At 67.4% G+C, this 17,988-nt stretch carries 13 protein-coding genes and 1 riboswitch; of the genes, 10 read left to right on the forward strand and 3 right to left on the reverse strand.

What is annotated here, in order from left to right; genetic code table 11:
- The first annotated feature begins 59 nt into the window (after nucleotides 1-59).
- The 4 genes from AC5P7F_RS14460 to AC5P7F_RS14475 all read left to right on the forward strand — a co-directional run bounded on the left by AC5P7F_RS14460 (nucleotide 60) and on the right by AC5P7F_RS14475 (nucleotide 7,395).
- Nucleotides 60-2,207, forward strand: coding sequence for a S46 family peptidase (locus AC5P7F_RS14460; RefSeq protein WP_164076978.1), 2,148 nt, complete (start codon nucleotides 60-62; stop codon nucleotides 2,205-2,207).
- Between the two features lie 233 nt (nucleotides 2,208-2,440).
- The gene (locus AC5P7F_RS14465) at nucleotides 2,441-5,899 is read left to right on the forward strand and encodes a hybrid sensor histidine kinase/response regulator (RefSeq protein WP_014648893.1); all 3,459 of its coding nucleotides are present in this window, start codon (nucleotides 2,441-2,443) and stop codon (nucleotides 5,897-5,899) included.
- Nucleotides 5,900-6,039: 140 nt separating this feature from the next.
- A riboswitch (yybP-ykoY riboswitch) is annotated at nucleotides 6,040-6,129 on the forward strand.
- An 88-nt stretch (nucleotides 6,130-6,217) separates the two neighbouring features.
- Entirely contained in the window at nucleotides 6,218-6,793 is a 576-nt protein-coding gene (locus AC5P7F_RS14470; RefSeq protein ID WP_032957840.1) for a manganese efflux pump MntP, read from the forward strand.
- Between the two features lie 146 nt (nucleotides 6,794-6,939).
- On the forward strand, nucleotides 6,940-7,395 hold the full coding sequence (locus AC5P7F_RS14475; protein WP_164076979.1) for an REP-associated tyrosine transposase: 456 nt from the start codon (nucleotides 6,940-6,942) through the stop codon (nucleotides 7,393-7,395).
- A gap of 102 nt (nucleotides 7,396-7,497) precedes the next feature.
- Here the strand turns inward: AC5P7F_RS14475 and AC5P7F_RS14480 are convergent, their stop codons facing one another.
- Together AC5P7F_RS14480 and acs are read right to left on the reverse strand one after the other, a co-directional pair.
- Nucleotides 7,498-8,163 carry a response regulator transcription factor gene (locus AC5P7F_RS14480; RefSeq protein WP_006477308.1) on the reverse strand — a complete coding sequence of 222 codons (666 nt, stop codon included), beginning with the start codon at nucleotides 8,161-8,163 and terminating at the stop codon, nucleotides 7,498-7,500.
- Between the two features lie 114 nt (nucleotides 8,164-8,277).
- On the reverse strand, nucleotides 8,278-10,221 hold the full coding sequence (acs, locus tag AC5P7F_RS14485; protein ID WP_164076980.1) for an acetate--CoA ligase: 1,944 nt from the start codon (nucleotides 10,219-10,221) through the stop codon (nucleotides 8,278-8,280).
- A 245-nt stretch (nucleotides 10,222-10,466) separates the two neighbouring features.
- Between acs and AC5P7F_RS14490 the strand changes: the two genes are divergently transcribed.
- The 4 genes from AC5P7F_RS14490 (at nucleotide 10,467) to xth (ending at nucleotide 16,298) form a co-directional block, all read left to right on the forward strand.
- Nucleotides 10,467-11,894 (forward strand): DcaP family trimeric outer membrane transporter, encoded by a 1,428-nt coding sequence (locus AC5P7F_RS14490; RefSeq protein WP_164076981.1) that lies wholly within the window; start codon nucleotides 10,467-10,469, stop codon nucleotides 11,892-11,894.
- Between the two features lie 193 nt (nucleotides 11,895-12,087).
- Entirely contained in the window at nucleotides 12,088-13,752 is a 1,665-nt protein-coding gene (locus AC5P7F_RS14495) for an MFS transporter (protein ID WP_014648890.1), read from the forward strand.
- Nucleotides 13,753-13,950: 198 nt separating this feature from the next.
- Nucleotides 13,951-15,360, forward strand: a complete 1,410-nt coding sequence (locus AC5P7F_RS14500; protein WP_164076982.1) for an aldehyde dehydrogenase family protein — start codon at nucleotides 13,951-13,953, stop codon at nucleotides 15,358-15,360.
- A gap of 170 nt (nucleotides 15,361-15,530) precedes the next feature.
- Entirely contained in the window at nucleotides 15,531-16,298 is a 768-nt protein-coding gene (gene xth, locus AC5P7F_RS14505) for an exodeoxyribonuclease III (RefSeq protein WP_049407663.1), read from the forward strand.
- A gap of 72 nt (nucleotides 16,299-16,370) precedes the next feature.
- Here the strand turns inward: xth and AC5P7F_RS14510 are convergent, their stop codons facing one another.
- Nucleotides 16,371-16,622: a GlsB/YeaQ/YmgE family stress response membrane protein gene (locus tag AC5P7F_RS14510; protein WP_014648887.1), complete on the reverse strand. Its 252-nt coding sequence runs from the start codon at nucleotides 16,620-16,622 to the stop codon at nucleotides 16,371-16,373.
- 84 nt (nucleotides 16,623-16,706) lie between these two features.
- On the opposite strand from AC5P7F_RS14510, the gene AC5P7F_RS14515 reads away from it, so the two are divergent.
- Nucleotides 16,707-17,306: a 4'-phosphopantetheinyl transferase family protein gene (locus AC5P7F_RS14515; protein ID WP_046433275.1), complete on the forward strand. Its 600-nt coding sequence runs from the start codon at nucleotides 16,707-16,709 to the stop codon at nucleotides 17,304-17,306.
- A gap of 39 nt (nucleotides 17,307-17,345) precedes the next feature.
- Nucleotides 17,346-17,984, forward strand: coding sequence for a 16S rRNA (guanine(527)-N(7))-methyltransferase RsmG (rsmG, locus tag AC5P7F_RS14520; RefSeq protein WP_014648885.1), 639 nt, complete (start codon nucleotides 17,346-17,348; stop codon nucleotides 17,982-17,984).
- The last annotated feature ends 4 nt before the right edge of the window (nucleotides 17,985-17,988 follow it).

The raw sequence follows: 17,988 nt of genomic DNA on the forward strand, positions 1-17,988 counted from the left end.
TGCCCGACAGCGCCCCACGGGCTATGGTCCCGGGCTGTTCTGTCGTACCGGATTGCCTCATGTCACCACGCAAAGCCCTCCCCACCGCCCTGGCCCTGGGCCTGACCCTCGCCACCGGCGCCCACGCCGATGAAGGCATGTGGATGCCGACGCAGCTGCCGGACCTGGCCCAACCGCTGCAGGCCGCTGGCTTCAAGGGCAATCCGGCCGACCTGGCCAACGTCACCGCGCCGCCGCTGAGCGCCGTGGTGCGCGCCGGTGGTGGCACCGGTTCGTTTGTGTCCGCCGACGGCCTGCTGCTGACCAACCACCACGTGGCGATGGGCGTGATCCAGTACAACAGCTCGCCCGAGCACGACCTGATCGCTGGTGGCTTCATCGCCAGGGACCGTGCCGACGAGCGCCCGGCCAACCCGGACTTCCGCGTGCTGGTCACCGTCGGCTTCGACAAGGTGACCGACCAGGTGCTGGCGCAGGCCCGTGGCAAGACCGGCCGTGCCTACTTCGATGCCGTGGATGCAGCCAGCAAGCAGATCGTGGCCGAGTGCGAGAAGGACGGCAGCGTGCGCTGCTCGGTGGCCAACATGTACTACGGCACCGATTTCTACCGCATTGCCCAGCTGGAACTGAGCGACGTGCGCCTGGTGTATGCGCCGCCGCGCGCGATCGGCAACTACGGCGATGAGATCGACAACTTCATGTGGCCCCGCCACACCGGCGACTTCACCCTGCTGCGCGCCTACGTGGGCAAGGACGGCAAGCCGGCCGCCTACAGCAAGGACAACGTACCCTACCAGGCGCCGGCACACCTGCAGATGTCGGTGGAAGGCCCGAAGGAAGGCGATTACGCGATGCTGGCCGGTTACCCGGGCATCACCTACCGCCACCGCACCGCGGCCGAATTCGCCGGCCAGATCGATACCGTGCTGCCGCGCCGCGTATCGGTGTTCCAGCAGATGATCGACACCATCGAGGCCGCCAGCGCCAAGGACGCGCAGGCGCGTACCCGCTACGCCTCGCAGCTGCAGTCGCTGAAGAACAACCGCAAGCGTGCCGCCGGCGAACTGGAAGGCCTGCTGCGCAGCGATGCGAAGGCCCAGCGTGCCACCGACGAGACGGCCATGCTGGCTGCCACCGACCGCAGGTACCAGGGTGACATCAAGGCGCTGCTGGCCAACCTGTCGCAGGGTGCGGCGGTGGGCGAGCGTGACCTGCTGCTGGAGCAGATGGCCGCGCAGAGCCAGCTGCTGCGCTCGGCGCTGCTGCTGGAACGCCTGCGCATCGAATCGGCCAAGCCGGACGCGCAGCGCGAGAGCGGCTACCAGCAGCGCGACCAGGCGATGATCGAAGGGGTGCTCAAGCAGGTCCAGCGCCGTTACGCGCCGGAGGTCGAGAAGGCCCTGCTGACCACCCTGCTGACCCGCTACCAGCAGCTGCCGGACGCGCAGCGCGTGGCCGAGTTCGACGCGGCCTTTGGTCGTACCCCACAGCAGCTGGCCAAGGCGCTGGACACCCTGTATGCCGGTACCCAGCTGGGTGAGGAAGCGCAGCGCCTGTCGCGCTTTGCCGCCGCACGCGAAGGCAAGGCACTGGCCGCCGATCCGCTGATCAGCGTGGCCGGTCCGCTGGTGGCCGCGCAGCTGCGCATCGAGAACGAGAGCAAGACCCGCGAAGGCGAGCAGCTGCGCCTGCGCCCGGCGTACATGCAGGCGCTGTTCGCCTGGCGTGCCAGGCAGGGCCGCGCGGTGTATCCGGATGCCAACCGCACCCTGCGCATCAGCTACGGCAAGGTCGAGGCGCTGCACCCGCGCGATGGCGTGACCTACTCGCCGGTGACCACCGTGGCCGGCATCGTCGAGAAGAACACCAACGCCTACCCGTTCGATGCACCCAAGCCGCTGCTGGCCGCCATCGCCAAGGGTGACTTCGGCAGCACCGCCGATCCGGCACTGAAGACCCAGACGGTCAACTTCCTGACCAACCTGGACACCACGGGCGGCAACTCCGGCTCGCCGGTGCTCAACGCCAGGGGCGAACTGATCGGCCTGAACTTCGACAGCAACTGGGAGTCGGTCAGCGCCAGCTGGTGGTTCGACCCGCGCTACAAGCGCGCCGTGCACGTGGACATGCGCTACCTGCGCTGGCTGCTGGCCAAGGTCTACCCGGCGCCCGAGCTGCTGAAGGAAATGGGCGTGCCGGCCCAATAACGCCGGTACCTGGCAGGCGCCCACCGCTTCCTGGTGGGTGCCCATTGATTCCCGGTAGGTGCCCACTGTTAGTGGGCACGGATGTCCCCGTCACGACCAACGGTCGTGACCCACCAGACGGATCAACGATCGTGACCCACTGCCATGCCCCACCCTTGCGGTCCTTCCTCGTGACCTACCCGCACGACCAGCGGTCGTGATCTACTGACCCCTGTCCTGACGGAAACGCACGCGTGGTCTCCAGCTGGATCCTGCTGCTGGTCTCGGTTGCCTATGCCGCGCTGCTGTTCGGCGTGGCGTGGTGGGGCGACCGTCGGCCGATGTACCCCGACCGGCCGTGGCTGCGGCCGGTGGTCTACAGCCTGGCACTGGCCGTGTACTGCTCGTCGTGGACCTTCTACGGCGCGGTCGGCACCGCCGTGCGCAACGGCGTGGGCTACCTGCCCATCTACATCGGCCCACTGCTGCTGCTGCTGTTCGGCTGGCGCATCATCGAGCGCCTGGCGCTGATCGCGCGCAGCCAGAACGTGGTCTCCATCGCCGATTTCATCTCCTCGCGCTTCGGCCGTTCCCGGCGGCTGGCGGCGCTGGTGGCGATCATCGCGCTGATCGGTATCATTCCCTACCTGGCGCTGCAGTACAAAGCAGTGGCGATGAGCCTGCAGGTGCTGACCGGCAACACCGGCCCGACCGGCTTCTTCACCGATCCCGCGCTGTACGTGGCGCTGCTGATGGCGCTGTTCGCCACCCTGTTCGGTACCCGCCAGGTCGATGCCACCGAACACCACCACGGCATGATGCTGGCCATCGCCTTCGAATCGGTGATCAAGCTGCTGGCGATGCTGGCCGTGGGCGTGTTCGCCTACCTGTGGCTGAGCAACCGCACCGACGCGGTGGTCGAGTCGGTGCATACGCTGTTCACCGGCCTGCCGCCGGTGGGCTTCATCTCGCAGACGCTGCTCAGTTTCCTGGCCATCATCTGCCTGCCGCGCCAGTTCCACGTGGCCGTGGTCGAGTGCGGCGATGTGCGCGACGTGCGCCGCGCGCGCTGGATGTTCGGCGGCTACCTGGTGCTGATCTCGGGCATGGTGCTGCCGATCGCCACCGCCGGCGTGACCCTGTTCGGCACCGGCGGCAGCGTCGCCGACGACTCGATGGTGCTGGCCCTGCCGCTGGCCGAAGGCCGCAATGCGCTGGCGCTGATCGCCTACGTGGGCGGCTTTTCGGCGGCCACCGGCATGGTCATCGTGTCGTCCATCGCGCTGGCTACCATGGTCAGCAACGACCTGGTGATGCCGGTGCTGCTGCGTCGGAGCGGTGACCACCAGGAGGCCGCCGACGTCGCCTCGCGCGTGCTGTGGATCCGCCGCCTGGCGATCCTGCTGCTGGCGTTGATGGCCTACAGCTACTACCGCACCAGCAGCAACGACAGCACCCTGGCCTCGTACGGCCTGATGGCGTTCGCAGCGGTGGCGCAGTTCGCGCCCGGCCTGATCGGCGGCCTGTACTGGCGCGGTGCCAGCCGGCGTGGCGTCGAGGTGGGCATGCTGCTCGGCTTCGCCACCTGGCTGTACACCCTGCTGTTGCCGGCGATGACCATGGCCGGCTGGGTCGATGCCGCCTGGGTGCAGCACGGCCCGTTCGGCATTGAGTGGCTGCGCCCGCAGCAGCTGTTCGGCATGACCGGCTGGGATCCGCTGACCCATGGCACGTTCTGGTCGCTGCTGGTCAATGCGGCGACGATGATGCTGGTGTCCGCACGCTGGCGACCCGGCGTCGACGAGCGCCTGCGCGCTGCCCCCTTCCTCGACCCGTATGCCGAACGCCCGTCGGTGGCCGGCGGCTGGCCCGGCCACGTGCACGTGGGCGACCTGCTGGCACTGGCCTCGCGCGTGGTCGGCGAGCGCCACGCGCGGCGTTCGTTCTTCGAGCAGGCGCAGTCGCTGGGCCGCGAGCTGCAATCCTCGGCGCCTGCGGACCGGCCGTGGGTACAGTTCACCGAGCGTCTGTTGGCGGCCTCGATCGGCGCGGCATCGGCGCGCCTGCTGCTGACCAGCCTGTTGCGTGGCTCGGGCATGGACCTGGGCGAAGTGGTGGCGGTGCTGGACGAAGCGGGGCAGGAGCTGCGCTTCAACCGCGAGATCCTGTCGACCACGCTGGAGAACATCAGCGCCGGGGTCAGCGTGGTTGATCCGGACATGCGCCTGACCGCATGGAACCGCCGCTACCAGGACATGTTCGGCTACCCCGACGGCATGCTCTACGTGGGCCGCCCGGTGGCCGACCTGATCCGCTACAACGCCGAGCGCGGCGAGCTGGGCGAGGGCGATATCGAAGTGCAAATCAACCGCCGCATCGGCTACATGCGCGCCGGCTCACCGCACGTGTTCGAGCGCACCCGCAGCGACGGCAAGGTGATCGAGATGCGCGGCCAGGCGCTGCCCGGCGGCGGTTACGTGACCAGCTACAACGACATCACCGACTACAAGCACGCGGAAAAAGCACTGCTGGAGGCCAACGAGACGCTGGAACAGCGCGTGGCCGAGCGCTCGCACGAGGCCGAGGTCGCGCAGCAGTCGAAGACCCGCTTCCTGGCGGCGATCAGCCATGACGTGCTGCAGCCGTTGAACGCCGCACGGCTGTTTGCTTCGGCGCTGCGCGACAGCGACCATGTGAGCGACGAGCAGAAGCACCTGGCCGAGCGCGTGGATGCGTCGCTGCGTGCTGCCGAAGAACTGCTTGATGGCCTGCTGGACGTGTCGCGGCTGGATGCCGGTGGCCTGCACCCGGTGATCGGCGAGTTCGACGTGAGCGCGCTGATGCGCGAACTGGCCGCGCAGTACACGCCGGTCGCCGCCGGCCGTGGCCTGCGCCTGGACCTGTTCACGCGTCCGGCCTGGGTGCGCAGTGATCGCCGCCTGCTGCGCCGCGTGCTGCAGAACTTCCTGGCCAATGCGCTGCGCTACACCCGCCAGGGCCGCATCGTGCTGGCGGTGCGCCAGCGTGGCAACGAAGTGGAGCTGCAGGTATGGGATACCGGCCCGGGCATTCCCGAGCACCACATGCGGCAGATCTTCGACGAGTTCCACCGCTACCAGCAGCCGTTCGATTGGGGCGAACAGGGGTTGGGCCTGGGCCTGTCGATCTGCCAGCGCATCTCGCGCCTGCTTGACCATCGCCTCAATGCGCGCAGCCGGGTTGGCAAGGGCTCGATGTTCTCGATCATCCTGCCGCGGGTGGCGCCGCTGCCGGGCTATACCGAACTGGCCGCGCCGGTACAGGCCGCAGCCGCGCCGCTGCGCAGCGATTCGCTGGCCGGCCTGCGCGTGCTGTGCGTAGACAACGACGAAGAGATTCTCGACGGCATGCGCGCGCTGCTCGGTCGCTGGCAGGTGCAGGTGATTACGGCATCGACGGTGGATCAGGCGCTGGAGAAAGTGGCCGAGCGGCCGCAGGTGATGCTGGTGGACTACCACCTGCACGACCGCATGGACGGCCTGGATGCGCTGGTGGCGCTGCGTGAAGCCGCCGGTTACCCGCTGCCGGGTGCGTTGTTGACCGCCGATGGCCGCGACGAACTGAAGCGGATGGCACGCGAACGCGGCTACCGCGTGCTGACCAAGCCGATCAAGCCGGCCTCGCTGCGCGCCTTCCTGGGCGCGCTGCGCGATGCCGGCAATAGCGATGCCTGATCGGCAATTGTAGAGCCGAGCCCATGCTCGGCTCCCGAACGCATGGCGGCGCCGATATAGCCATCGCTATACAAACCAGCCCTGCCTGCGCGTTTCGCTGGAAATGCGCCACGTGCGGATCGCGATGCTAAGCTTCGCGTCCCCTTGGGGAGTAGCCGGATTCCTTCGCAGGAATCGTCCACGTCAACATACTCGGCCAGTGCGCCGTGGCGTGGACAACCATGATGGTTGGCGAGACCAGCGGCCCGCGCGCGCAACGTCAGGTTGGGCGCGAGCGCAGGCCGTGCGTCCGTCCTAGCCCGACCTCAGCCACCGCCCATGTCCCCCATTTCGATCCTCCTGATCGGCTTTGCCATGTCCACCGATGCCTTCGCCGCTGCAATCGGCAAGGGTGCGGCCATGCGCAAGCCGGTGTTCCGCGATGCATTGCGTGCCGGCATCATCTTCGGCGTCATCGAGGCGATCACGCCCATCATCGGCTGGCTGCTCGGTCGGGCTGCCCTGCAATACGTCGAAGCCTTCGACCACTGGATCGCCTTCGGCCTGCTCGGCGCACTGGGCATCCACATGATCTACAACGGCCTGCGCCCCGACAGTGCTGAGGACGACGAAGATCCGTCGCAACACCACGGCTTCTGGAAGCTGGCGCTGACCGGTTTCGCCACCAGCATCGACGCGATGGCGGTGGGCATCGGCCTGGCCTTCATGGATGTACATATCGGCGTGATGGCTGCGGTGATCGGCCTGTGCACGCTGACCATGGTCACCGTCGGCATCATGCTCGGCCGCGTACTGGGCAGCATGGTAGGCAAGCGTGCGGAGATCATCGGTGGCGTGATCCTGGTGATCATCGGCGCAACGATCCTGTACGAACACCTGCACGGCGTGGGGTAACGCCCGCCCCTGTAGAGCCGAGCCCATGCTCGGCTGCTTCACATGGCAGCCGAGCGTGGGCTCGGCTCTACATTGGAGCATTCGCCGACATGCAGCACGGCATTTCGCTGATGGAGAGGCTGTCATGCGTGCCATAGCCTCTTCGCATGGCCAGTCCCGCACTCCGCTTTGGTCGCTGGTCGCAGACCGGCAATGTCTACGCGATCACGGCTGTGACACGCGCACGCCGTCCCTGGTTCGACGACAAGGCCAATGTCGATCTGCTGATCGAAGCGCTGCGCACCGTAGAGCGGACGGGGCGGACCTCCTCCCTTGCCTGGGTGGTCATGCCGGACCACCTGCATTGGTTGGTCGAGTTGCGTACCGGAACGCTGGCCGGCTGCATGCAGATCCTGAAGTCCCGGAGTGGAAGATCCATCGCCAGGCGCGTTGATGCGAACGCACCGATCTGGCAGGCGGGGTTCTACGATCATGCGCTGCGCAGTGACGAGTGCCTGCGCACGCAGGCGATGTACATTGCAGCCAATCCAGTGCGTGCTGGGCTGGCCACGCGCATCGGGGAATACCCCTATGTATGGAGTCGATGGCGGCTTTGGGGGTGATCGGTATTGAGGCCAAGAGCAGCCGAGCATGGGCTCGGCTCTACAGGGGCATCATGAAGGCTGCGGAGCCGAGCACATGCTCGGCTCCGCAGTCCGTTACGATCAATCTTCTTCCGGCGGCAGCACGATGGCGTCGTCGTCGATCGCCAGCTTGCCGGCCATCAGCACGGCCTGGGTGCGGTTGGTCACGCCCAGCTTGCGCAGGATGGCGGTGACGTGGGCCTTGATCGTCGCTTCGGAGACGTTGAGGTCGTAGGCGATCTGCTTGTTCAAGCGGCCCGCGCCCAGCATCTGCAGCACGCGGAACTGCTGTGGGGTCAGTTCGCGCAGGCGCTGGCCGACTTCGCGTTCTTCGCTGCCGGTGGGCGGCACGTTGTGCGCTTCCGGCGGTGCCCAGGTCTCGCCATCGAGGATGGTGCCCAGTGCGTGGCCGATGGTGTCCGAGTCCGCAGACTTCGGAATGAAGCCCAGCGCGCCGTGGTCGAGCGCGCGGCGCATCACCGTGGCTTCTTCGCGTGCGGACACCACCACCACCGGCAGGTGCGGGTGCAGCGAGCGCATGTGCACCAGCGCGTTGAAACCCTGCGCACCGGGCATGTTGAGGTCCATCAGGACCAGGTCGGCGTCATTGTGCTGGTCGGCCAGTGCATACAGCGCTTCCACGCTGTCGGCCTCGAACAACTGCACGCCGGGGATGACCCGCTGCACGGCCCCGCGCAGGGCTTCGCGGAACAGCGGGTGGTCATCGGCAATCAGGAGGGTGGTCATGGTCGAGGGGAACCGTGGGGGGGGGGAAACTGCATGGGGCCAGATCCTCCGGGGGGCTGAGCCCGTTCCTGGCGGAACGGGATCCAACCCCGGGATCCGGCCCCGGGCCGTACGTCAGCGCACCTTGCGCTCGTCCACCAGCGAGGCCACCACCGACGGGTCGGCCAGGGTCGAGGTATCGCCGAGCTGGTCCGGCGCGTTCTCGGCGATCTTGCGCAGGATGCGGCGCATGATCTTGCCCGAGCGGGTCTTCGGCAGGCCCGGCGCCCACTGCAGGTGGTCCGGCGTGGCGATCGGGCCGATCTCCTTGCGCACCCAGGCGACCAGTTCCTTCTGCAGCTCGTCGCTCGGCGCCTCTTCGGCCACCAGCGTCACGTAGGCGTAGATGCCCTGGCCCTTCACGTCGTGCGGGAAGCCGACCACGGCCGCTTCGGCCACCTTGGGGTGCGAGACCAGCGCGCTTTCCACTTCAGCGGTGCCGATGCGGTGGCCGGACACGTTGATCACGTCGTCGACGCGACCAGTGATCCAGTAGTAGCCGTCTTCGTCGCGGCGGCAACCGTCGCCGGTGAAGTAGCTGCCCGGGTAGGTGCGGAAATAGGTATCGATGAAACGCTGGTGGTCGCCGTACACCGTGCGCATCTGGCCCGGCCAGGAATCACGGATGATCAGGTTGCCCTCGGTCGGGCCGTCCTGGATCTCGCCATCGGCATTGACCAGCGCCGGCTGCACGCCGAAGAAGGGCAGGGTGGCCGACCCCGGCTTGAGGTCCATCGCGCCGGCCAGCGGCGAGATCAGGATGCCGCCGGTCTCGGTCTGCCACCAGGTATCGACGATCGGGCAGCGGCTGTCGCCGACCACTTCGTAGTACCAGCGCCAGGCTTCCGGATTGATCGGCTCGCCGACGCTGCCGAGCAGGCGCAGCGACGTGCGCGACGTCTTCTTCACCGGCTCCTCGCCTTCGCGCATCAGCGCACGGATGGCGGTCGGGGCGGTGTAGAAGATGGTCACCTTGTGCTTGTCGATGACGTTCCAGAAACGTGAGGTGTCCGGGTAGTTCGGCACGCCTTCGAACATCAGCGAGGTCGCGCCGTTGGCCAGCGGCCCGTACACGATGTAGCTGTGGCCGGTGACCCAGCCGACATCGGCGGTGCACCAGTAGACGTCGTCTTCGCGCAGGTCGAACACCGCTTCATGGGTGTAGGCCGCGTACAGCAGGTAACCGCCGGTGGTGTGCAGCACGCCCTTGGGCTTGCCGGTGGAACCGGAGGTGTAGAGGATGAACAGCGGGTCTTCCGCGTTCATGCGTTCCGGTTCGCAGGTGGACGGCTGGCTGTCCACCACATCGTGGAACCAGCGGTCGCGCGGGGCCTGCATGTCCACCGCGCCGCCGGTGTGGCGCACCACCAGCACGGTTTCAACCGTATTCGTGCCCGGCAGCTTCAGCGCGGCATCAACGTTGGCCTTCAGCGGAATCCTGCGGCCACCGCGCAGGCCCTCGTCGGCGGTGATGATCAGCTTGCTCTGGCAGTCGCTGACGCGGTCGGCGATCGAATTCGGCGCGAAGCCACCGAACACCACCGAGTGGATCGCACCGATGCGCGCACAGGCCAGCATGGCCACCGCGGCGTCGACGATCATCGGCAGGTAGATGGTGACGCGGTCGCCCTTCTTGACGCCGAGGTTGCGCAGCGCGTTGCCGAGGCGGCAGGTGCGCTCGTACAGCTCGCGATAGGTCACGTGCTGGGCCGGTGCATCCGGGCCGTCCGGCTCGAACAGCAGGGCGGTCTTGTCGCCGCGCGTTTCCAGCTGGCGATCCAGGCAGTTCACGCTGGCATTGAGCTCGCCATCTTCGAACCACTTGATGTGGAAGTCGGACAGGTCATAGCTGACGTTCTTGATCTTCGTCGGCTTGCGCATCCATTGCAGGCGCTCGGCGGCCTTGCCCCAGAAACCATCCGGGTCGGTCACCGACGCCTGGTACTGCTGTTCGTACGACGTCTTGTCGATGCGTGCCTTGGCGGCGAACTGCGGATCGACGGGGTAGATATCAGCCATGGCACCCTCACTTGCACGTTGACTTTGTATGTGCGGTCGCAGCATCGCAACGACCGATCCCCCTCAGTTTGCCCCATCCACCCCCGGCCGCGTCACCACCCTGGTTAGACCATGGTCGAAAGTGAGCGCCCAGCAGGGCCGGGTTCGACCAATGGCCAATAGCCGCTGTGCGCGAACGCCCCGCAGTCTCGGCTCGACCGTGCCCCACGCGCGGCATCACCTTGCCACTTGGGAGAGAGGGCAACATGAGCCACCGTACGTTGAAAGCCGTGCGCACACCTTTGGCGGCCTGCCTGTTGGTCGCCCTGGTCGCACCGGGCATGGCGTTCGCAGAGACCGCCAAAGAGAAGGCACTGGAAGCACGCGTTGCCGAACTGGAGCGCCAGGTCCAGCTGCTGCTGTCTTCGCAGCAACAACAACAGACCCAGATCAGCCAGACCCAGCAGGCGGTGACCGAAGTGCGCACGGTGCAGGCCGGGCAGAAGCCGGTCGCCTCGGTGCCGGCGGGCAAGCAGCCGATCCAGGTCACCACCATCACCCCGGGCGCCGCGCCGGGCACCACGGTCAAGATCGGTGGCTTCATCAAGGCCGACTTCCTGGCCACCCAGACCAGCGATGGCCAGCTGGCCGACGACGCCACCGGCCGTTCGCTGTACCTGCCGGGCCAGACCCCGGTGGAAGGCGCCGGCGGCAGCGGCAAGCGTTCGGGCACCGACTTCAACGCCCACGCCAAGTTCTCGCGCTTCAACCTGGGCATCGACAACGTGAGCGAATCGGGCAACAAGGCCGGTGCGTTCTTCGAGATGGACTTCTTCGGCAACTCGCTGGGCAACCAGACCGCCACCAATACCTATGGCGTGACCCTGCGCCACGCCTACATGTACTGGAACAACTGGATGGCCGGCCAGACCTGGTCCAACTTCATGGACGCGGCCGCGCTGCCGGAGGCGGTCGACTTCGTCGGCCCCACCGACGGCGTGATCTTCGTGCGCCAGGCCCAGGTGCGCTACACCCAGGGCGGCTTCAGCGTCGCACTGGAAAACCCGGAAACCACCACCCTCACCGGTACCCGCAACCCGGTCACCGGGGCCTGGACCAACGCCAGCGCCAACTCCGACCGTGGCAGCCTGCCCGACCTGACCATGCGTTATGGCTGGAAGGGCGACTGGGGCACCTTTGGTGTCGGTGGCATCGTCCGCCAGTTGAAGGTGGACAACCAGGCCACCGGCGCGAAGGCCGACAAGGTGGCTGGCGGCCTGACCCTGGGCGGCAAGTGGGTGATGGGTGGCAGCGATTCGCTGCACTACCAGCTGACCGGCGGCGAAGGCATCGCCCGCTACATCGGCCTGGGCATCACCGCCGACAGCGCCTACGACGTGGCCCGCGACGAGCTCAACCCGACCGGCGTGCTGGCCGGCTACGTGGGCTGGCGGCATGCGTTCTCGCCGAAGCTGCGCACCAACCTGATCTACGCGCGCAGCGACTACGACAACGACAGCATCCTCGGCCCGCTGGTGACCAAGAGCGTGCAGAGCATCCGCGGCAACATCTTCTATTCGCCGCTGCCCAAGGTCGATATCGGCGCCGAGCTGATGTACGGCCGCCGCGAAGTGGAGAACGGCAACAAGGGTGACATCACCCGGTTGCAGTTCACCACGAAGTACAGCTTCTAAGAGCGTGCCGGCCAGCGGCCGGCACCTACCGAGATGGGGTGCCGGCCAAGGTCGGCACCTACCGAGATGGGGCGCCGGCCAAGGTCGGCACCTACCGAGATGGGGCGCCGACCAAGGTTGGCACCTACCGAATTGAGTGCCGGCCAACGGTCGGCACCCACCCACAACGATTGCTTCGGAGGGGAAGCGTCTTATGTCCAGCACTGCACCAGGCCCGCACCATGCGGCGGGCACCCTGACCAAGGGCCACAAGAAAGTCATCTTCGCCTCGAGCCTCGGCACGGTCTTCGAGTGGTATGACTTCTTCCTGTACGGCTCGCTCGCGGCCATCATCGCCAAGCAGTTCTTCAGTGGCGTCAATGAAACCACGGGCATGATCTTCGCCCTGCTGGCGTTCGCTGCCGGCTTCTTCGTGCGTCCGTTCGGCGCGGCCTTCTTCGGCAGCCTCGGCGACCGCATCGGCCGCAAGTACACCTTCCTGGTCACCATCCTGATCATGGGCATCTCGACCTTCCTGGTCGGCGTGCTGCCCAACTACGCCTCGATCGGTTTCGCCGCACCGGTGATCCTGATCATCCTGCGCCTGGCCCAGGGCCTGGCGATGGGCGGCGAGTACGGCGGTGCCGCCACCTACGTGGCCGAGCACGCGCCGGACGACAAGCGCGGCCTGTACACCAGCTTCATCCAGTGCACCGCCACGCTCGGCCTGTTCCTGTCGCTACTGATCATCCTGGCCTGCCGCATGACGCTGGGCAACGAGGCCTTCGAAGCCTGGGGCTGGCGCATCCCGTTCCTGGTCTCGATCCTGCTGCTGGGCATTTCGGTATGGATCCGCCTGCAGCTGAGCGAATCGCCGCTGTTCCAGCAGATGAAGGCTGAAGGCAAGGGCTCCAAGACCCCGTTCCGCGACAGCCTGAAGGGTGGCAACCTGAAGCTGATGCTGCTGGTCCTGCTCGGTGCGGCGGCTGGCCAGGCGGTGGTCTGGTACGGCGGCCAGTTCTACGCGCTGTTCTTCCTCAGCAGCATGCTGAAGGTCGATGCCACCACCTCCTACCTGCTGATCGCCGCTGCGCTGGCACTGGGCACGCCGTTCTTCATCTTCTTCGGCTGGCTGTCCGACCGCATCGGTCGCAAGAAGATCATCCTGGCCGGCTGCCTGCTGGCGGCCATCACCTACATCCCGATCTTCAAGGGCCTGACCCACTTCGCCAACCCGGCCATCGAAGAAGCCCGCAGCAGCTCGCCGGCCCTGGTCGTGGCCGATCCGGCTACCTGCTCGTTCCAGTTCGATCCGGTCGGCCTGCGCAAGTTCACCAGCTCCTGCGACGTGGCCACCGCCGCGCTGACCAAGGCCGGTGTGCCGTACGACGTGCAGCCCGCCGCCGCCGGTTCGCTGGCGATGGTGAACGTGGGCAGCGCCAGCGTCACCTCGTATGAGGCCGCCGGCCTGACCAAGGAAGAAGGCAAGGCCAAGGCCGATGCGTTCGGTGCGGAACTGAAGACCGCCCTGACCACCGCCGGCTACCCGGCCAAGGCCGATGGCGCCCGCATCAACATCGCCGGCACCATCTTCATGCTGTGGCTGCTGGTGCTGTACGTGACCATGGTCTACGGCCCGATCGCCGCCTACCTGGTCGAACTGTTCCCGACCCGCATCCGCTACACCTCGATGTCGCTGCCGTACCACATCGGCAACGGCTGGTTCGGTGGCTTCCTGCCGGCGATCTCGTTCGCGCTGGTGGCCGGTACCGGCAACCTGTACTACGGCCTGTGGTACCCGATCGCGATCGCACTGATGTCGGTGGTGATCGGCGGCCTGTTCCTGCGCGAAACCAAGAACGTGGATATCACCAAGTAACCGGTGGGTTCCATGCAGTGAAGGAAAGGCCGCGGTGCAGACCGCGGCCTTTCTGCTTGTGGGCCGTGCCCACTCGGCCCGCATCCGGTAGTGCCGGCCGCTGGCCGGCAACCTCCTGAATCGCCGCGGACATGAAGCCCTTGCCGGCCAGCGGCCGGCACTACCATTGCGTTGCGCAGCACCCCGTATAGTCGGCCCATGACCACCACCACGCCGGCAGACCTTCCCGCCCTCCTGCACACCCTGCGCAGCGCCTGGCAGGCCCAGCGCCCCACGCTCGACCAGCGCGAAGCCGACCTGCGCCGTCTGCGCGAGGCATTGAAGCCGCGCCTGGACGAAATGGCCCAGGCCATCGCCGAGGACTTCGGGCATCGCGCCCACGTTGAATCGAAACTGGCCGATGGCATGAGTGTGCTGTCGGCCATCGACCACCTGCGGCGCCACCTGCGGCGCTGGTCGAAGCCGCAGCGCGTATCGGCCGGCTGGAAGCTGTGGCCGGCGCGCGCGCAGCTGCGGCCGACGCCGCTCGGCGTGGTGGGGGTGATCTCACCGTGGAACTACCCGGTCACGCTGGCATTGGTGCCTTTGGCCACCGCCATCGCTGCGGGCAACCACGTGCTGCTGAAGCCGTCTGAGCACACGCCGCGCACCAGCGCGTTCCTGGCCGATCTGCTGGCCAGCGTGTTACCGCCCGATCGGGTGGCGGTGGTGCAGGGCGGGGCGGATGTGGCCGTAGCGGTGTCGTCGCTGCCGCTGGACCATCTGCTGTTCACCGGCTCGACGGCGGTTGGCCGCAAGGTGATGGCCGCCGCCGCTGAGCATCTGGTACCGGTCACACTGGAGCTGGGCGGCAAGTCGCCGGCGATTGTCTGTCGCGATTTCCCGCTGGACAAAGCCGCTGCGCGGCTGGCCACCGGCAAGTGGTTCAACGCGGGCCAGACCTGCATCGCGCCGGATTACGTGCTGATCGATACCGTTCGCCAGCGCGAATTCGTACAGGCGCTGCAGCAGCAGGTGCGCGAGCGCTATGGCGACTTCAGCGATGCCGACGACTACACCCGCATCATCAATGAAGGTCAGTACCGGCGCCTGCAGGGCTATCTGGCACAGGCGCGGCAACGCGGGGTGCCGGTGATTCCGTTGGCGCAGGTGGATGACGCGCGCGCCGACCGCGAGCGCCTGCTGGTGCCGACCGTGGTGCTGGACCCGCCGGACGACCTGGACCTGATGCGCGAGGAGATCTTCGGCCCGATCCTTCCGGTGCGGGCCTACCCGGACCTGGAGGCGGCGCTGGCGGACGTGCTGTCCCGCGACCGGCCGCTGGCGCTGTATCCCTTCAGCCACGACCGCGCGGCGGTGGAGCGCATTCTCGGCCAGGTGGTGGCCGGCGGGGTTACGGTGAATGACACGCTGCTGCACTTCGCCGCCGATGGCCTGCCGTTTGGCGGGGTAGGGGCCAGCGGCATGGGCGCGTACCACGGCCGCGCCGGGTTCGATGCGATGAGCAAGCGGCTGCCGGTGCTGTGGCAGTCGCGCTGGGCGGCCAGCGACCGGCTGCGGCCGCCGTATTCGAGGATTGCGGGGTTGTTGAAGCTGCTGCTTCGGTAGTGCCGGCCGCTGGCTGGCAACTGCAGGGTCTTGCCGACGGTTCATGGGGTTGCCGGCCAGCGGCCGGCACTACCGGTGGGTGCAAGCCTTGGTTGGCACATGGGGGCCTCGGCGCCAACCAAGGTTGGCGACTACCGGGCATGGGTGGCCCACCCGGGTAGAATGCCCCCATGAAGATCGCCTCGTGGAACGTCAATTCGCTCAATGTCCGCCTGCCGCACCTGGAGCAATGGCTCAGGGAGTTCGGCCCGGACATCGTCGGTATCCAGGAAACCAAGCTGGAGGACCACAAGTTCCCCGATTCGGCGCTGATCGCCGCAGGCTATCGCAGCGTGTTCGCCGGCCAGAAGACCTACAACGGCGTGGCGCTGCTGTCGCGTGAGCCGGCGCAGGACGTGCAGATCGGCATTCCCGGTTTCGAGGACGAGCAGAAGCGCGTCATCGCCGGCACGTTCGGCGACCTGCGGGTGATCAACCTGTACGTGGTCAATGGCCAGGACATCGGCACCGACAAGTACGACTACAAGCTGCGCTGGCTGGAAGCGGTGCATGCCTGGATCGCCGGAGAACTGCAGCGCCACCCGAAGCTGATCGTGATGGGCGACTTCAACATCGCCCCGGACGCGCGCGACGTGCACGACCCGGCGGTGTGGAACGACAACCACATCCTGACCTCCACCGCCGAGCGCGGCGCATTGAACAAGCTGCTGCAGCTGGGCCTGCACGATGGCTTCCGCCTGCACAACGACGAGGCGGGTACCTTCAGCTGGTGGGACTACCGTGCCGCCGGCTTCCGCCGCAACCTGGGCCTGCGCATCGACCTGACCCTGGTCTCCGATGCGCTGAAGGGCAGTGCGGTGGCCTCGGGCATCGACCGCGAGCCGCGCACCTGGGAACGCCCGAGTGACCATGCGCCGGCCTGGGTGCAGATCGGTTGAACGAACAGGGCCCGACGATTGCCGGGCCCGTTCTGGAACATCTGCCGGCCAGTGGCCGGCACTACCCTCAGATCACCGTATGCTCTTGCGGGTGAACAGGTTGACGATCGCCAGCAGGATCACCGCGCCGATCAGCGAGAACAGGAAGGTGCGGAGGGTGATCGCTTCGTTGATGCCGCCGCCGAACAGCCAGCCGGAAATCAGCGCGCCGACGATGCCGACCACGATGTTGAGGATGATGCCCTGCTGGGCATCGCGCTTCATGATGATGCTGGCCAGCCAGCCTACGATGCCGCCGACGATCAGCCAGATGATGATGCCCATGATCGAACCTCCGGTGGGGAACTGTGACCAGTTGACGCGCAGGGCTGTGAACCCGTCGTGGAATTGCGTGATGGGCGTGTGCGGATGAGCCTGCCAGCCACCCTCGATGGCCCGTGGCGCTTCGGTCCGGTGACGGTCTGGCGGCGCCCGCATGTGCCGGGCCAGCGTGGTGAACCGCAGGCGCGGCAGGTGCTGGCGCAGGCATTGGGCGCCGACCCGCAGACGCTGCCGCTGGTCCGTGATGACAAGGGCCGGCCGGAACTGAGCGGCCCGTTGGCCCACTACGGCACCGGCTGGAGCCACAGCGGCGAGGTGCTGCTGGTGGCGCTGGGCGAAGGCGTGCGGCTGGGCGTGGACCTGGAGCTGCTGCGGCCGCGACCGCGCCTGCTGGAAATCGTGCGGCGCTTCTTCCACCCGCAGGAGGTGGCTTGGCTGGAACGCCTGGATGAGGCCGGGCGCGAGCACTGGTTCTTCCGCGTGTGGTGCGTCAAGGAGGCTATCCTCAAGGCGCATGGGCAGGGCATCTCGTTCGGCCTGCACCGCCTGCAGCTGGCGCCCGGGCCCGATGGCGCCCTGCACCTGCGCTGGTGCGACCCGGAACTGGGCGAGGCCGCACGCTGGCACCTGCACGAGTGGCAGGCCAGCGGCCAGTTCCGCGCCGCATTGGCCTGGTATCCACACTGAAGCGGGGAATCGGCGCGCAAAACCGGCGATAATGCCGGCATGAGCGAACACCCACTTCCCGCCAGCGTGTCTGCCACGCTGGAACAGGGCCTGGCCAGCATGGGCCTGGACGCCGCGCTGGCGCCGCCGTTGCTGCGCTACCTGGCCCTGCTGCACCGCTGGAACGGCACCTACAACCTCACCGCCATCCGCGACCCGCAGGAGATGGTCACCCGCCACCTGCTCGACTCGCTGGCGATGCAGCCGTTCGTGGCCGACGGCAGCCTGGCCGACCTTGGCACCGGCCCCGGGCTGCCCGGCATCCCGCTGGCGATCGCCTGCCCGGGCCTGCAGGTCACCCTGGTCGAGAGCAACGGCAAGAAGGCGCGCTTCATGCGCGAAGCCGTGCGCCAGCTCGGCCTGGGCAACGCCCGCGTGGCCGAGTCGCGCGCCGAGGCGCTGGACGAGGCCGGCCGCTACGACCAGCTGACCGCGCGCGCGATGGACACCCTGGCCGGCATCGTCCGCGTCGGTGGCCACCTGCTGCGCCCCGGCGGCGTACTGCTGGCCATGAAGGGCGTCTACCCGCATGAGGAGATCGCGGACCTGCCGGCGGGCTGGCAGGTGCGTGAGGTGACCCCGTTGAGCGTGCCCGGCCTGGCCGGCGAACGCCACCTGGTCACTGTTACAGGCCCCTGATTCC

The sequence above is a fragment of the Stenotrophomonas sp. YJH_SMC_105-26 genome, assembly GCF_059368915.1.

Coding starts and splice junctions, on each gene's coding strand:
- AC5P7F_RS14460 (WP_164076978.1), top strand. CDS start 60: ATGTCACCACGCAAAGCCCTCCCCACCGCCCTGGCCCTGGGCCTGACC.
- xth (WP_049407663.1), top strand. CDS start 15,531: ATGAAGATCGCCTCGTGGAACGTCAATTCGCTCAATGTCCGCCTGCCG.
- AC5P7F_RS14500 (WP_164076982.1), top strand. CDS start 13,951: ATGACCACCACCACGCCGGCAGACCTTCCCGCCCTCCTGCACACCCTG.
- AC5P7F_RS14495 (WP_014648890.1), top strand. CDS start 12,088: ATGTCCAGCACTGCACCAGGCCCGCACCATGCGGCGGGCACCCTGACC.
- AC5P7F_RS14470 (WP_032957840.1), top strand. CDS start 6,218: ATGTCCCCCATTTCGATCCTCCTGATCGGCTTTGCCATGTCCACCGAT.
- acs (WP_164076980.1), bottom strand. CDS start 10,221: ATGGCTGATATCTACCCCGTCGATCCGCAGTTCGCCGCCAAGGCACGC.
- rsmG (WP_014648885.1), top strand. CDS start 17,346: ATGAGCGAACACCCACTTCCCGCCAGCGTGTCTGCCACGCTGGAACAG.
- AC5P7F_RS14510 (WP_014648887.1), bottom strand. CDS start 16,622: ATGGGCATCATCATCTGGCTGATCGTCGGCGGCATCGTAGGCTGGCTG.
- AC5P7F_RS14480 (WP_006477308.1), bottom strand. CDS start 8,163: ATGACCACCCTCCTGATTGCCGATGACCACCCGCTGTTCCGCGAAGCC.
- AC5P7F_RS14475 (WP_164076979.1), top strand. CDS start 6,940: ATGGCCAGTCCCGCACTCCGCTTTGGTCGCTGGTCGCAGACCGGCAAT.
- AC5P7F_RS14515 (WP_046433275.1), top strand. CDS start 16,707: ATGAGCCTGCCAGCCACCCTCGATGGCCCGTGGCGCTTCGGTCCGGTG.
- AC5P7F_RS14490 (WP_164076981.1), top strand. CDS start 10,467: ATGAGCCACCGTACGTTGAAAGCCGTGCGCACACCTTTGGCGGCCTGC.